Source organism: Streptomyces sp. NPDC014991 (assembly GCF_043080665.1).
Lineage (GTDB): Bacteria > Actinomycetota > Actinomycetes > Streptomycetales > Streptomycetaceae > Streptomyces.
Genome location: NZ_JBIBVY010000001.1, coordinates 130,320 through 145,847 on the forward strand (window position 1 = coordinate 130,320; position 15,528 = coordinate 145,847).

The 15,528-nt window shown below is 71.9% G+C and carries 12 protein-coding genes; 6 read left to right on the forward strand and 6 right to left on the reverse strand.

The features are described 5' to 3' along the window. Positions 1-33 precede the first annotated feature (33 nt). From ACF1BE_RS00585 to ACF1BE_RS00600, 4 genes are all read left to right on the forward strand, one after another. Positions 34-1,359: a DUF2252 domain-containing protein gene (locus tag ACF1BE_RS00585; RefSeq protein ID WP_392196774.1), complete on the forward strand. Its 1,326-nt coding sequence runs from the start codon at positions 34-36 to the stop codon at positions 1,357-1,359. Between the two features lie 67 nt (positions 1,360-1,426). After that, a complete protein-coding gene (locus tag ACF1BE_RS00590) occupies positions 1,427-2,110 on the forward strand; it encodes a hypothetical protein (RefSeq protein WP_392196775.1) in 684 nt (227 codons plus the stop codon). A 100-nt stretch (positions 2,111-2,210) separates the two neighbouring features. After that, complete coding sequence (locus tag ACF1BE_RS00595; protein ID WP_392196776.1) at positions 2,211-3,023, forward strand: thioredoxin domain-containing protein; 813 nt, start codon at positions 2,211-2,213, stop codon at positions 3,021-3,023. A gap of 79 nt (positions 3,024-3,102) precedes the next feature. Then, positions 3,103-4,773 (forward strand): alkaline phosphatase D family protein, encoded by a 1,671-nt coding sequence (locus ACF1BE_RS00600; RefSeq protein WP_392196777.1) that lies wholly within the window; start codon positions 3,103-3,105, stop codon positions 4,771-4,773. An 8-nt stretch (positions 4,774-4,781) separates the two neighbouring features. On the opposite strand, the gene ACF1BE_RS00605 is transcribed toward ACF1BE_RS00600, so the two are convergent. After that, entirely contained in the window at positions 4,782-5,354 is a 573-nt protein-coding gene (locus ACF1BE_RS00605) for a dienelactone hydrolase family protein (protein WP_392196778.1), read from the reverse strand. A 109-nt stretch (positions 5,355-5,463) separates the two neighbouring features. Between ACF1BE_RS00605 and ACF1BE_RS00610 the strand changes: the two genes are divergently transcribed. Further along, positions 5,464-6,570, forward strand: coding sequence for a mechanosensitive ion channel family protein (locus ACF1BE_RS00610; RefSeq protein ID WP_392196779.1), 1,107 nt, complete (start codon positions 5,464-5,466; stop codon positions 6,568-6,570). Between the two features lie 96 nt (positions 6,571-6,666). On the opposite strand, the gene ACF1BE_RS00615 is transcribed toward ACF1BE_RS00610, so the two are convergent. From ACF1BE_RS00615 to ACF1BE_RS00635, 5 genes are all read right to left on the reverse strand, one after another. Continuing rightward, positions 6,667-8,256 carry a Na+/H+ antiporter gene (locus ACF1BE_RS00615; protein ID WP_392196780.1) on the reverse strand — a complete coding sequence of 530 codons (1,590 nt, stop codon included), beginning with the start codon at positions 8,254-8,256 and terminating at the stop codon, positions 6,667-6,669. A 136-nt stretch (positions 8,257-8,392) separates the two neighbouring features. Then, positions 8,393-8,860 carry a GNAT family N-acetyltransferase gene (locus tag ACF1BE_RS00620; protein WP_392196781.1) on the reverse strand — a complete coding sequence of 156 codons (468 nt, stop codon included), beginning with the start codon at positions 8,858-8,860 and terminating at the stop codon, positions 8,393-8,395. Continuing rightward, a complete protein-coding gene (locus tag ACF1BE_RS00625; RefSeq protein ID WP_392196782.1) occupies positions 8,857-9,801 on the reverse strand; it encodes an RluA family pseudouridine synthase in 945 nt (314 codons plus the stop codon). Before ACF1BE_RS00625 ends, ACF1BE_RS00620 begins: the two co-directional genes overlap by 4 nt. 90 nt (positions 9,802-9,891) lie before the next feature. Further along, positions 9,892-10,527 (reverse strand): signal peptidase II, encoded by a 636-nt coding sequence (gene lspA, locus ACF1BE_RS00630; protein WP_392196783.1) that lies wholly within the window; start codon positions 10,525-10,527, stop codon positions 9,892-9,894. 67 nt (positions 10,528-10,594) lie between these two features. Beyond that, positions 10,595-11,545, reverse strand: a complete 951-nt coding sequence (locus ACF1BE_RS00635; protein ID WP_392196784.1) for a TraR/DksA C4-type zinc finger protein — start codon at positions 11,543-11,545, stop codon at positions 10,595-10,597. 771 nt (positions 11,546-12,316) lie between these two features. Here ACF1BE_RS00635 and ileS point away from each other — a divergent pair. After that, complete coding sequence (ileS, locus tag ACF1BE_RS00640; RefSeq protein ID WP_392196785.1) at positions 12,317-15,493, forward strand: isoleucine--tRNA ligase; 3,177 nt, start codon at positions 12,317-12,319, stop codon at positions 15,491-15,493. The last annotated feature ends 35 nt before the right edge of the window (positions 15,494-15,528 follow it).

The following is a 15,528-nucleotide window of genomic DNA, read 5'->3' on the forward strand; positions in this document are numbered from 1 at the left end:
CACCACCCGTCCCGCACCAGGAGGCACCCCGCGATGTCGGTCCCCCAGCTCAACGACGAGCAGCGCGGCGAGGAGATCCTCGCCGTCTTCGACACCGCCTTCGGCCGGCTCCTGGCCGCCGACCCGCCCGCCTTCCGGGTGAAGTTCCGCAAGATGGCGGCCTCCGCCTTCGCCTTCTACCGCGGCACGGCTGCCCTCTTCTACCACGACCTCGACGCCGAGAAGCGCGGTGGGCCGTACCTGGACGACCGCACCTCGCGCGTGTGGATCCACGGCGACCTGCACGCGGAGAACTTCGGCACGTACATGGACTCCAACGGCCGCCTGGTCTTCAACGTCAACGACTTCGACGAGGCCTACGTCGGCCCCTTCACCTGGGACCTGAAGCGCTTCGCCGCCTCCATCGCGCTGATCGGGTACGCGAAGGCGCTCAGCGACGAGCAGATCAGCGAGCTGGTGACGATCTACGCCGCCGCCTACCGCGAGCGCGTCCACGCCCTGGCCACGGGCGCCAAGCGGGACGAGGTGCCGCCGTTCACGCTGGACACCGCGCAGGGCCCGCTCCTCGACGCACTGCGTGTCGCCCGCTCGCTGACCCGGTTCGGCCTGCTGGACTCGATGACCGAGATCCGGGACTTCGAGCGCCGCTTCGCCCCGGGCGGCGGCTCCATCGAGCTGGACGCGGCCACCCGGTACAAGGTCCTGGCGGCTTTCGACGGCTACCTGGAGACGCTGCCGGACTCCTCCCTGGCCCGCCCGGACTCCTACCGGGTGAAGGACGTCGTGGGCCGGCGCGGTATCGGCATCGGCTCGGCGGGCCTGCCGTCGTACAACATCCTCCTGGAGGGCCACAGCGACGCCCTGGAGAACGATGTGGTGATCTACATCAAGCAGGCCCAGACCCCGGCCGTCTCCCGGCACATCACGGATCCGGCCATCGCGGAGTACTTCCAGCACGAGGGCCACCGCACGGTGATCTCCCAGCGCGCCCTCCAGGCGCACGCCGATCCGTGGCTGGGCTGGACCGAGCTGGACGGCGCGGGCCAGTTGGTCGCCGAGGTCTCGCCGTACGCCGTGGACCTGGACTGGGGCGACATCGACGACCCCGAGGAGATCGCGGCCGTCGTCGCCGACCTGGGCCGGGCCACCGCCACCATGCACGCGGCGGCGGACGACCAGTCCGGCGAGTCCCTGGTGCCGTTCTCCACCGAGCGGGCCATCGACGCGGCGCTCGCGGCCGACGAGGAGGGCTTCGCACCCCTGCTGGTGGACTTCGCGCACAGCTACGGCGCACGCGCGCGCGCCGACCACCAGATCTTCGTGGACCTGTTCCGCAACGGCCGGATCCCGGGGCTGTGACGCCGCGGATTCACAGGCACCCTTTAGGGGTCTCTTACCCGGGTACGTGACAGACTCTGCTCTCGCTATGGACATATCCGGGACCCAGCTCAGAGCCGTGCGCGCGGCGCTGTTCACGGCCTTCGTCGTGACGCTCGGCACCGCGTCGCACGTGCTGCTGTCCCGTGCTCCGCTGCCCTCGGCCACCGTGGCCGCGGTCGCCACCGGAGTGTTCGGCACCGCCTACGCACTGGCGGGCCGGGAGCGCGGCTTCGGCCGGATCGCGGCCCTGCTGGTCCCGCTGGAACTGGCCGCCGACACGGTGTTCACCACCGGCCAGCACGCCTGTTACGGCCGGGCGGGCGGCCCGGTCGCCGGCCCGCTGCGCGCGGTCGGCCTGGACGTGCTGTGCGAGGGCCGGGTCGGCACCCCGCTGGCCCAGGTGGCCGGCGGCGACCGTACCGGCGCCCTGCTCGCCCACGCCGGCCCGGCCGCCGCCTGGCTGCTGCTCGCCGCGCACGTCGGCGTGGGCCTGCTGGCCGCCGCCTGGCTGCGCCGGGGAGAGCGGGCGCTGGCCCAGCTGCTGTGCGCGGTGGCCGGCAGCACGTTCCGGCCGCTGCTGCTGGCGGTGGCCGCGGTCACCGTACGGGCGCTGCCGGCCCGCCCGGCGCCCCGCCCGGCGCCGCCCCGCACCGCGGCCCGTGACCGGCTCCTCGTGCACTCCCTGGGACGGAGGGGACCGCCGTGCTCCCCCGCCGCGGCCCTCGCCTGAGCCACACCGGCTCCCGCGCGGCCGGCGGCGTCCGGACACGGCAATCCCCCACCCGCGTCCCGCGTACGGCGGGTGCGCGTCCCCCATGGAGACCACCAGCATGAGCAAGCGGAACAGCCAGACGGCGAAGACGGCGGCCCGGGAGCGGCTGCGCCAGGAGCGCGAGCGGCAGGCCAAGCGCGACAAGGCCAGGCGCCAGCTGATCGTGGCCGCCTCGGTGGTGGCCGTCCTGGCCGCGGCCGGCGGCATCGGCTACGCCGTCGTCCAGGCCAACAAGCCCGAGTACTGGGAGGCCGCGAAGAAAGACAAGCTCGTCGAGCCGGCCCACACCTCGGGCACCGACGGCACGACCGTCGTCCTCGGCAAGGCGAACGCCGAGAAGACCCTCGTGATGTACGAGGACCCGCGCTGCCCGGTCTGCGCGGCGTTCGAACAGACGGTCGGCCCGACCCTGAAGAAGGACCTCGACGCCGGCAAGTTCAAGCTCAAGTACGTCGGCGCCACGTTCATCGACAAGAGCCTGCCCGGCGAGGGCTCCAGGAACGCGCTCAGCGCCCTGGGCGCCGCGCTGAACGTCAGCCCCGAGGCCTTCCTCGAGTACAAGTCCGCGATGTACTCCAAGAAGTGGCACCCCGCGGAGACCACGGACAAGTTCAAGGACGACGCGTACCTGATCAGGATCGCCGACACCGTCCCCGCCCTGAAGGGCAACGCGGCGTTCCGGAAGGCCGTGAAGGACGGCACCTACGACCGGTGGGCACTGGAGGAGTCCAAGGTCTTCGACAAGGACGGCGTCTCCGGCACCCCGACCCTGAAGATGGACGGCAAGACCCTGACGGGTCCCGACGGCAAGAACGCCCCCATGACCGCGGCAGACTTCGACACCGCGATCGGAGCGGCCCTCAAGGGCTGAGCCGACGTCCCGTCAAAGAGCGGGCGAACTTCTGCCGTTCGCCCGCTCTCGCGCGTACCGATCAGTAGCCTGATCGTCCGTGACCAGTCGATACAGAACATCCGAGGCCGCCCAGAGCCTCGGCACGCCTTTTCCTCGCCGCCGTACGGTCGTCAAGGCCGCGGCGGCGACCGCTGTCCTGGCCGGCCCGCTCGCCGCCGCCCTCCCGGCCCGCGCCGCCACGGACGCCCCCGCCTTCCTGCACGGCGTCGCCTCCGGTGACCCGCTGCCCGACGGCGTACTGCTGTGGACCCGGGTCACCCCGGTCCCGGAGGCGATACCGGGCTCCGGGACCGGCCCGGACACCGAGGTCGGCTGGGTCGTCGCCAGGGACAGGGCGCTGACGGACATCGTCGCCAGAGGCTCCACCACCGCGACCGCCGGCTCCGACCACACCGTGAAGGCCGACATCCGCGGCCTGGCGCCGGCCACCGACTACTGGTTCCGCTTCTCCGCCGGCGGCACCGACTCCCCGGTGGCGCGCACCCGCACCGCGCCGGCGGCGAACGCCGACGTGTCCGGGCTGCGCTTCGGCGTCGTCTCCTGCGCCAACTGGGAGGCGGGCTACTTCGCCGCCTACCGCCATCTCGCCGCCCGCAACGACCTGGACGCCTGGCTGCACCTCGGCGACTACATCTACGAGTACAAGTCCGGCGAGTACGCGGCCCGCGGCACGGTCGTCCGCCCGCACGCCCCGGCCAACGAGATCCTCACCCTCGCCGACTACCGCACCCGGCACGCCCGGTACAAGACCGACCCCGACCTCCAGGCCCTGCACCTGAAGGCGCCCGTCATCGCGATCTGGGACGACCACGAGTTCGCCGACAACGCCTGGTCGGGCGGCGCGGTCAACCACACCGAGGGCGCCGAGGGCACCTGGTCGGCCCGTCAGGCCGCCGCCAAGCAGGCCTATTTCGAGTGGATGCCGGTCCGTCCGGCCGTCGCCGGCACCACCTACCGGCGTCTGCGCTTCGGCAAGCTCGCCGACCTGTCCCTGCTGGACCTGCGCTCCTTCCGCTCCCAGCAGGCGTCCACGGCCAGCGGCTCGGTGGACGACCCGGACCGCACGCTCACCGGGCGCGCCCAGCTCGACTGGCTGAAGGCCGGGCTGAAGGCCTCCGACACCAGGTGGCGGCTGGTCGGCAACTCGGTGATGATCTCGCCGTTCTCCTTCGGCTCCCTCACCGCCGACCTGCTCAAGCCGCTCGCCAAGCTGCTCGGGCTGCCGCAGGAGGGCATCGCCACCAACACCGACCAGTGGGACGGTTACACCGACGACCGCCGCGAGCTCCTGGCCCACCTGCGCTCCAACGCCATCGGCAACACAGTCTTCCTGACGGGTGACATCCACATGGCCTGGGCCAACGACGTGCCGGTGGACGCGGGCACCTATCCGCTGTCGGCGTCGGCGGCCACCGAGTTCGTGGTGACCTCGGTGACCTCCGACAACCTGGACGACATCGTGAAGGTGCCCGAGGGCACGGTCTCCGCGATCGCCTCCCCGGTCATCAAGGCCGCCAACCGGCACGTCCACTGGGTGGACACCGACCGCCACGGCTACGGCGTGCTGGACATCACCGCCGACCGCGCGCAGATGGACTACTACGTCCTGTCCGACCGCGCCGACACGCACGCCACGTCCAGCTGGGCGCGCTCCTACCGCACCCGCAGCGGCACGCAGAGGATCGAGCGGACCTACGACCCGGTGTGACCCATCGCTCAGCCGAGCGTCTCCAGGAAGCCGAGTGCCACCCGCCAGGTGGCCTCGGCGGCCTCCGCGTCGTGGTCCGGCAGGCCGGGGTCGGTGTAGAGGTGGCCCGCCCCGGCGTACCGGTACACCTCCACGTCGGCGCCCGCCCGGCCCATCTGGAGGTACCAGGCGCTCAGCCAGTCGTCCGTCTCGAACGGGTCCGGCTCCGCCACGTGCAGCTGCACCGGCAACTCCTCCACCTGCGCGTTCGGCGCGATGTCCGAGGTGCCGTGCAGAAGCAGCAGCCCGCGCGCCTTGTCGTCGCCGAGGGCGAGGGTCTGGGCGATGGACGCGCCCAGCGAGAACCCGGCGTACACCAGGCCCCGGTCCGAGTACGGCGCCGCCGCCAGCACGGCCCGCTTCAGCAGTTCTTCCTTGCCGGTGCGCTCCTTGAACTCCATGCCGTCCTCGACGGTGTCGAACGTGTGTCCCTCGAACAGGTCCGGCGTCCACACCTCGTGTCCCGCCGCGCGCAACCGGTCCGCGGCCTCGCGCACCGCGGGCCTGAGTCCGTAGGCCGAGTGAAAGAGCATGATGTTCATGAGGCCATGGTGCCAGCCGTCACTCTCGCGGCCCGTATCGGCGGCCGTACCCACACACGCTCGGAACACACATGTTCATCACCCGCCGAGCCCGGTTACGTTCGGAGGCATGGAGAACATACTCCGCCCCCTGATCGTGGTGGGCAGCTCGGTGCTGCTCACCCTTGCCCTCGGCTGGGCCACCGACCGGCTGCTGCGCAAGGCCGACGAACGCAACCCGGACTCGCCGCTGTGGGAACTGCTGCGGCGCGGCCGCATCCCCTACCAGCTGGTGCTGTGCGCCGCCATGCTCAGAGGCTCCTACGACCAGGCGCAGCTGTCCGCGCAGCACCACACCGGCATCGGCCGCGCACTGACGCTGGTGCTGATCGGGTCCGCCGCCTGGCTGGTGATCCGGATCGCCGCGGCCGTCGTCGAGACCTCCTACAGCCGCTACGCGCGCGTCCACCGGGACGCCGCCCGGGTGCGCCGGGTCCGCACACAGGTGGAGCTGATCATGCGGGTGGTGTCCGCGATCGTCATCGTGATGGCGATCGCCTCCATGCTGCTGACGTTCCCCGCGATGCGCGCGGCCGGCGCCTCGCTGCTGGCCTCCGCCGGCATCCTCGGCATCGTCGCCGGTGTCGCCGCCCAGTCGACCCTGTCGAACCTGTTCGCCGGGCTCCAGATCGCCTTCGGCGACATGGTCCGCATCGGCGACACGGTCGTCGTGGACGGCGAGTGGGGCACGGTCGACGAGATCACCCTGACCTTCCTGACCGTACGGACCTGGGACGAGCGCCGCATCACCATGCCGGTGTCGTACTTCACCTCCAAGCCCTTCGAGAACTGGTCCCGCGGGACCCCGCAGATGACCGGCACCATCTACTGGCACCTCGACCACAGCGCGCCGATCGAGGCGATGCGCGAGAAGCTGCGGGACATCCTGCGCGCGTGCCCGGCCTGGGACGGCCGCGCCTACAGCCTCCAGGTGACCGACACCACACCGAACACCGTCCAGGTGCGCGCCCTGGTGACGGCGAAGGACGCGGACGACATCTGGACGGTGCGGGTCGCGGTCCGCGAACAGATGATCACCTGGCTGTCCGAGAAGCACCCCTACGCCCTGCCCCGGGTGAACACCTCCGAGGCCGTGCTCCCGCCCTACCGTGTCCCGTCCCCCGACGGTGCCTCGCTGCGCCGGGCCTACGAGTTCCCGCGCACCGGCCGCGGCTGACCGGCCGGGGGCGTCCCGCCGGCCGCTGTAGCCGCCGGCTCCGGATCTTCGGCCGGGCGGCTCCGGCGCCGGTAGCCCGGCGGCTACCGGAACACGTCACCGCAGGCTGCGCACGTCGAGGTGGCGCAGCACCCGGTCCACGATCTCCGGATCCGCTCCGGGCTCGCTGCGGGCGGCCAGTACCTCGTGCCGCGCCGCGCTGAGCATCTCGCCCTGGATGCGCCGCACCCGCTTGAGCCGTTTGACCCGCTGGTGCTGCGCCTCCCGGCGCTCCTCCTCCCCCATGTCCGGACTGATCCGGATGCCGATCTCGAAGGCCCTGCGCAGCATCTGCTCGGAGAGCTCGTCGGGCAGGTCCTCCACCTGCTCGATCTCCCGCAGCCTGCGCTTCGCGGCCTTCGCGGCCCGCACCGCGAGTTCCTTCTCGAACTCCTTCTCCGTCTCGGAGTCGGCCCGCACGCCCAGCCGCCTCACCAGCCACGGCAGCGTCAGCCCCTGCACCACCAGCGTCGCGATGATCACGCCGAAGGCGATGAACACGAGCACGTCCCGCTGGGGGAAGGGCGAGCCGTCGTCGGTCTTCAGCGGGATGGCGAGGACCAGCGCCACGGAGGCCACCCCGCGCATCCCGGACCACCACATGACGACGGTCTCCCGCCAGCTCACCGGGATCTCCTCGTCGTAGTCCCGGCGGCGGGCGTGCAGCCGTTTGGTCAGCCAGGTGGCCGGCAGCAGCCACAGCAGTCGTACGACGACCACCACGCCCACCACGGCGGCCGACCAGCCCAGCAGCTCGCCCCAGCGCCCGCTGCCCGTGCGGATGGCGTTGTGCAGCTCCAGGCCGATCAGCCCGAAGGCGACCCCCGTGACGAGGGTGTCGATGATGTCCCAGAAGGTGTGCCCGGCCAGCCGGGTCATCACGTCGTCGGCGTCGGTGGCGTACTCGGCGAGGAACAGTGCCGTGGTGAGCACGGCGAGCACCCCGGAACCGTGCAGCTTCTCCGCGAGCACGTAGGAGGCGTACGGCACCAGCAGGGTCATGCCGATCTGGAGGGTCGGATCGCCCAGCAGGTCCATCAGCCTGTTCGCGCCCCAGCCCAGCACCAGTCCCACGGCCACCGCGACGACGGCGGACAGCACGAGGTCGAGCCCGGCCCGCCAGGGCGAGAAGGAGCCGCTCAGGGCGGCGGCGATCGCCACGTGGTACAGCACGATGGCCGTGACGTCGTTGAAGAGGCCCTCGCCCTCCAGGATGGACACCAGGCGGCGCGGCAGTCCCAGCTGTCCGGCGACACTGGTCGCGGCGACCGGGTCGGGTGGTGCGATCAGGGCGCCCAGCGCGACGGCCGCGGCGATCGGCAGCCCGGGCACGATCGCGTGGGCGACCAGCGCCACGCACACCGTGGTGACGAACACCAGGGCGACGGCCAGCAGGAAGATCGGACGGACGTTGGACGCGAACTGCCGCCAGGAGGTCCGGCGCACGGCGGCGTAGAGCAGCGGCGGCAGCAGCGCGGGCAGGATCAGGTCGGGCGGGATGTTCACGTCGGGCACGAACTCGGCCACTGCCAGGGCCCCGCCGAACAGGGTCATCAGCACGGGCGCTGGCACCCCGAAGCGGTCCCCGACCGGGACGCTCACCAGAGCCCCGAGCAGCAGGGCGAACAACAGGGCCAACTGATCCACGGACGGCGCTCCGGGCTCGACGATCACACGGCAGACCTCTAGCCTGCCACGACGCCCGCGCCCCGGCCGTACCGACGTCTCCCGGACCGCGCGGCCGTCCCGGCGGGCGGGGGCTGCAGGGAGCGGCGGGCGGGGGTTACAGGGAGCGGCGCATCGCCCGGTGCGGTATGCCGGCGTCCGGGAACTCCGGGCCGTACGCCACGTAGCCGAGCCGCTCGTAGAAGCCCAGCGCATGGGTCTGCGCGTGCAGGTCCAGGGCGGTGAGGCCCTGCGCGCGGGCGGCGTCCTCGATGGCGCGCACCAGGGCCGCGCCGATGCCGAGCCCGCGTGCCTCCCGGGAGACGGCGAGCCGCCCCAGGGAGCCCACCGCCGGGTCACCGCCGGTCTTCGCCGCCGCCGCCTCGCCGTGCAGCAGCCGCCCGGTGCCCAGGGGCACCCCGTCCTCGCGGACCGCCAGGACATGCACGGCCACGGCGTCGCAGGCGTCGTACTCGATGTCCGGTGCGACGCCCTGCTCGGTCACGAAGACTTCCTTGCGCACCGCGAAGCAGGCCTCGCGGTCGGCGAGGTCCGTCACGACCCGGATCGTGTGACGCGGGCTCACGCCCACGTCTCCTCCCGGACCTGGTCGAGGGCCTGCCGCAGGTCCTCGGGGTAGTCGCTGGCGAACTCCACCCACTGTCCGTCGCCGGGGTGCTCGAAGCCGAGCCGGACCGCGTGCAGCCACTGGCGGGTCAGGCCCAGCCGCTTGGCGAGGGTCGGGTCGGCGCCGTAGGTGAGGTCGCCGACGCAGGGGTGGCGGTGCGCGGCCATGTGGACGCGGATCTGGTGGGTACGGCCGGTCTCCAGCTTCACGTCGAGCAGGGAGGCGGCGCGGAAGGCCTCGACGAGGTCGTAGTGCGTCACCGACGGCTTGCCGTCCGCCGTGACCGCCCACTTGTAGTCGTGGTTCGGGTGGCGGCCGATCGGGGCGTCGATCGTGCCGCTCGTCGGGTCCGGGTGGCCCTGGACCAGGGTGTGGTAGCGCTTGTCGACGGTGCGTTCCTTGAACTGGCGCTTGAGCGACGTGTAGGCGCGCTCCGACTTCGCGACCACCATCAGGCCGGAGGTGCCGACGTCGAGGCGGTGCACGATGCCCTGGCGCTCGGCGGCGCCGGAGGTGGAGATCCGGTATCCGGCGGCGGCGAGACCGCCGATGACGGTCGGCCCGGACCAGCCCGGCGACGGGTGCGCGGCCACGCCGACCGGCTTGACGATCACGACCACGTCATCGTCGTCGTGCACGATCTCCATGCCCTCGACCGGCTCGGCGACCACCTGCACCGGAGCCGCCGCCTGCGGCATCTCGACCTCGAGCCAGGCGCCGCCGTGCACCCGCTCGGACTTGCCGACCACCGCCCCGTCGACCTGGACCTTGCCGGCCGCGGCCAGCTCCGCCGCCTTCGTGCGGGAGAAGCCGAACATGCGGGAGATGGCGGCGTCGACGCGCTCGCCCTCCAGGCCGTCCGGCACGGGTAGGGTGCGGATCTCGGGAATGGTGCTCACCCGTCGAGTATGCCGGACGAGAGACCGGCCACCGAACGGGCCTGTGGAAAACCGCCCGTCCACGGGCCCCGCGGGCCGGCGGGACCGGTGTCAGTCCTTGTGGACCGTGCCGTCCGGGTCCAGGCCGCGGAAGGACAGCAGCACGATCAGGATGCCGCCGCACACGATCGCCGAGTCGGCGAGGTTGAACACCGCGAAGCCCTGGGGCGCGATGAAGTCCACGACCTCGCCCTCGAAGATCCCCGGCGCCCGGAAGATCCGGTCGGTGAGGTTGCCGAGCGCCCCGCCCAGCAGGAGGCCGAGCGCGATCGCCCAGGGGAAGCTGTAGAGCTTGCGGGAGAGCCGGATGATCACCAGGATCACGGCGGCGGCGATGAGCGTGAAGATGATCGTGAAGGCCGCGCCGAACCCGAAGGCCGCGCCCGGGTTGCGGATGGCGTGCAGCTCCAGCCAGTCCCCGACGACCTGGATCGGCGCGTGGCCCTCCAGCCGGGCGACGACGAGCATCTTGCTGATCAGGTCGAGGGCGTACGCGAACGCGGCCACCGCGAACAGCACGGCGATCCGGCGCCCGCGGCCGGTCCGCTGCCCCACCGGGGCGGGCCCCTGACTCGCACCGGCCGGGCCGGACTCGCCCGGGCCGGCGGGCGCTCCGGCCGCCGCAGTCCGCTCGCCGCCGTCGTCCGGGGTGTCCGGCGTACCGATGATGCGCTCCGCCTCTGCCACGTGAGTCCCTCAACCTAGGTGCCTGACTGGGGACGAGACTACGGCACGCCCCCACGGCCCCCGGCGTTCAGGAGCGGCGTTCCTGCTTCTGCTTGCACTCCACGCACAGCGTGGCCCGCGGGAAGGCCTGCATGCGCGCCTTGCCGATGGGGTTGCCGCAGTTCTCGCACAGGCCGTAGGTGCCCGCGTCGAGCCGTTCCAGGGCGCGCTCGGTCTGGTCCAGCATCTCGCGCGCGTTGGCGGCCAGCGCCATCTCGTGCTCGCGTGTGATGTTCTTGGTGCCGGTGTCGGCCTCGTCGTCGCCCGCGCCGTCCCCTGAGTCCCGCATCAGACCGGCGACGGACGCCTCCGACGAGCTGATCTCCGCCCGCAGCCGGCCCGCCTCGGAGTCCAGCTCCGCGCGGGCACCCGCGACCTCCTCCGGGGTCCAGGGGTCCTCTCCCGAGCGCACGGCCAGCTCGCCGGGCTCCGCCGCGGCGGCCCGCGCCTTGGGAAGGGGGGTCTGTTCCGCCGTGGCCGTGCCTGGGGTCTTCTTCGCAACCACTGTCGTGGCTCCCGTCTGCTTCGCGGCCCGCGCCGCACCCGCCTTCTTGGCCGTGCTCCTGTGAGCCGTCCCCGTGGGGACGGGCTCGTGGACCGCCCGCCCGGCGCCGGTCTTCCCCGCCGTCGGCTCCTCGGGGGCCGCCTTGTCCGCAGCCGTCTCGTCAGTGGCCGTCCTCGGCGTCGGCTTCTTCGGCACCGTGGTCTTCCCGGCCGCCGAGGCCTCCACCGACTCGCCGGCTCCCGTGTGCCCGTGCGCCGCCTTCCCGGCCACCGCTTTCTTCGCCGCGACCTTCCTGGCGACCGTCCTGGGCGCCCGCTCCACCGCCGTCTTCTCCGCCGTCGTCTCCGTCCTCCGGGCCGAGTCCTTCGCGGTCGCGTGGGTCGCGGCCGCCCTCTTCACGACTGCTTCCTTCGCGCCCGCCTGCTTCACGGGCGTCTTCCTCACGGCCGCCTTCTTCGTGACCGTCTTCTTCACGGCGGCTCTCCTCGCCACCGGTCCCTCCGCCTTCTCCCCCTCTTCCCGCTCCTCCCGCACAGCCGCGCGACCGGCTGCCGGCTTCCCCGCAGCCGTCCTCCTGGTGGCAGGTCCCGCGCCCGTCTTCCCGGTCGCCGGCTGCTGTACGGCGGTCTTCTTCGCCACCATGGCCGCGGCCCCTTCACATATTGTGATCTTGCTCGCGAATCGTGCTGGGACGATAAATCGACTTGAGTCCCGCGGCAACGGGGCACACCGCCCGATTCGCCCGCCCGCACCCCCCGAGGCACGGGCCTGCATCCGTTGTGCCCAGCTCCCCGCCGGGTAATCCGTCCGCTCCGGCCCGCGCGGACCGGTGTGCCCGCCCCCTCGCCATTCGGGTCACGCGGTGCGGCCCCGGCCCCGCGCCCGCACCGCGCGGAAAACCGGTCGGCCGCTGTCCGGGGGGCGCCGTACACTGGGCGGAGCGAAAAGCGTGGATGGGGACGAGTAGCGGCGTACGCAGCCCAGAGCGACCCGGGGACGGTGTGAGCCCGGGGGCGAGCGCGACGTGAAGATCACCCCGGAGCCGCCGGAAGAAAGCCGCAGCCGAAGGGCGACGGCGAGTAGAACCGGCCTCGCGACCCCAATGAGGGGGCTCACCGGCGCGTACGGCGTGCCGGAGGGCCAAGGAGGGTGGTACCGCGGGAGCGCGCCGCACACGGCGTAGACAGGATCTAGGCTCTCGTCCCTCCGACGGAAGGCAGCAAGTCCGTTGGAGGATGCTCGCAGATGACAGCGCCGACGTACCGCCAGGTGCCCGCACAGGTCGACCTGCCCGCCCTCGAGCACGCCGTGCTCGACTTCTGGCGCGAGCAGAAGATCTTCGCCAAGAGCCTGGAGCAGTCCGAGGGCCGCCCCGAATGGGTGTTCTACGAAGGGCCGCCCACCGCCAACGGCATGCCCGGCGCCCACCACATCGAGGCACGCGTCTTCAAGGACGTCTTCCCCCGCTTCCGCACCATGCGCGGCTACCACGTGGGCCGCAAGGCCGGCTGGGACTGTCACGGTCTGCCGGTCGAGCTGGCCGTCGAGAAGGAGCTGGGCTTCTCGGGCAAGCAGGACATCGAGACGTACGGCATCGCCGAGTTCAACGCCAGGTGCCGCGAGTCGGTGACCCGGCACACCGACGCCTTCGCCGAGCTGACGACCCGCATGGGCTACTGGGTCGACCTGGACGACGCCTACCGGACCATGGACCCCGAGTACGTGGAGTCGGTGTGGTGGTCGCTGAAGGAGATCTTCGGCAAGGGGCTGCTGGTCCAGGACTACCGTGTCGCCCCCTGGTGCCCGCGCTGCGGCACCGGCCTGTCCGACCACGAGCTGGCGCAGGGCTACGAGACGGTCGTCGACCCCTCCGTGTACGTCCGCTTCCCGCTCACCTCCGGCCCGCTCGCCGGCGAGGCCGCGCTCCTGGTGTGGACGACGACCCCCTGGACCCTGGTGTCCAACACGGCGGTCGCCGCGCACCCGGAGGTCACCTACGTCGTCGCGACGGACGGCGAGGAGAAGCTCGTCGTCGCCGAGCCGCTGCTCGCCAAGGCGCTCGGCGAGGGCTGGGAGCCCACCGGCCGGACCTTCACCGGCGCGGAGATGGAGCGCTGGACGTACCAGCGCCCCTTCGAGCTGGTGGAGTTCCCGAGCGCCGGCGAGGGAACCGACGGGCACAGCCCCGCACCGGCGCACTACGTGGTCAACGCCGAGTACGTGACGACCGAGGACGGTACGGGCCTGGTCCACCAGTCCCCCGCCTTCGGTGAGGACGACCTCAAGGTCTGCCGCGCCTACGGCCTGCCGGTCGTGAACCCGGTCCGCCCGGACGGCACCTTCGAGGAGGACGTCCCCCTGGTCGGCGGCATCTTCTTCAAGAAGGCGGACGAAAAGCTCACCGAAGACCTGGCGCAGCGCGGCCTCCTGTTCAAGCACCTGCCGTACGAGCACAGCTACCCGCACTGCTGGCGCTGCCACACCGCGCTCCTGTACTACGCGCAGCCCTCCTGGTACATCCGCACGACGGCGATCAAGGACCGCCTCATCCAGGAGAACGAGAGGACCAACTGGTTCCCGGACACGGTCAAGCACGGCCGCTTCGGCGACTGGCTGAACAACAACATCGACTGGGCGCTGTCCCGCAACCGCTACTGGGGTACGCCGCTGCCGATCTGGCGCTGCGAGGACGACCACCTCACCTGCGTCGGCTCCCGCGCGGAGCTGACCGAGCTGACCGGCACGGACCACTCGGCCCTGGACCCGCACCGGCCGTACATCGACGACGTCACCTTCGCCTGCCGTCACGACGGCTGCGGCAAGACGGCCACGCGCGTGCCGGAGGTCATCGACGCCTGGTACGACTCGGGTTCCATGCCGTTCGCGCAGTGGGGCTACCCGTACAAGAACAAGGAGCTGTTCGAGAGCCGGTATCCGGCGCAGTTCATCTCCGAGGCGATCGACCAGACCCGCGGCTGGTTCTACACGCTGATGGCCGTCGGCACCCTCGTCTTCGACAGGTCGTCGTACGAGAACGTCGTCTGCCTGGGCCACATCCTCGCCGAGGACGGCCGCAAGATGTCCAAGCACCTGGGCAACATCCTCCAGCCGATCCCGCTCATGGACCAGCACGGCGCGGACGCGGTGCGCTGGTTCATGGCGGCCGGCGGTTCCCCGTGGGCGGCCCGCCGGGTCGGTCACAACACCATCCAGGAAGTCGTCCGCAAGACCCTGCTGACGTACTGGAACACGGTCGCCTTCCAGGCCCTGTACGCCCGCACGTCCGACTGGGCGCCCTCCGCGGCGGACCCGGCACCGGCCGAGCGCCCGGTGCTGGACCGCTGGCTGCTGTCCGAACTGCACGCCCTCACCGACCAGGTGACCCAGGCGCTGGAGGCTTACGACACCCAGCGCGCCGGCAAGCTGCTGTCCGCGTTCGTGGACGACCTGTCCAACTGGTACGTCCGCCGTTCGCGCCGTCGCTTCTGGCAGGGCGACAAGGCCGCCCTGCGCACCCTGCACGAGGTGCTGGAGACGGTCACGAAGCTGATGGCGCCGATCACGCCGTTCATCACCGAGCGGGTGTGGCAGGACCTGGTCGCGCCGGTCACGCCGGGCGCGCCCGAGTCCGTCCATCTGGCCTCCTGGCCCGAGGCGGACCTGTCCGCGATCGACCCGGAGCTGTCGAGGCAGATGGTCCTGGTCCGCCGGTTGGTGGAGCTGGGCCGCGCCACGCGCGCGGAGTCGGGTGTCAAGACGCGTCAGCCGCTGTCCCGTGCGCTGATCGGGGCCATCGGCTTCGAGTCCCTCGACCCGGAGCTGCACGCGCAGATCACGGAGGAGCTGAACGTCGAGGCGCTGGCATCGCTCAGCGAGGTCGGCGGCAGCCTGGTCGACACGACCGCCAAGGCCAACTTCCGGGCGCTGGGCAAGCGGTTCGGCAAGCGGGTGCAGGACGTGGCCCGGGCGATCGCCGGTGCCGACGCCGCCGGGTTGTCCCTCGCGCTGCGTGCGGGCACCGCGTCCGTGGAGGTCGACGGGGAGACGGTCACCCTCGCTCCCGACGAGGTCATCATCACGGAGACCCCCCGCGAAGGCTGGTCGGTGGCCTCCGACTCCGGTGCCACGGTCGCCCTCGATCTGGAGATCACCGAGGAGCTGCGGCAGGCCGGTCTGGCCCGTGACGCGATCCGGATGATCCAGGAGGCCCGCAAGAACAGCGGCCTGGACGTGGCCGACAGGATCGCCCTGCGGTGGGCCTCGACCGATCCCGCGGTCACCGCCGCGCTGTCCGAGCACAGCGCGCTGATCGCCGAGGAGGTCCTCGCGACCGACTTCGCCCAGGGCGAGGGGGACGACACCTACGGCGACGCCTTCACCGACGAGGGCCTGTCCCTGACGTTCCGGCTCCGCCGGGCGTAATCGCCGAGGGGTGCGGAAGGGCCCGGTCTCCGGCA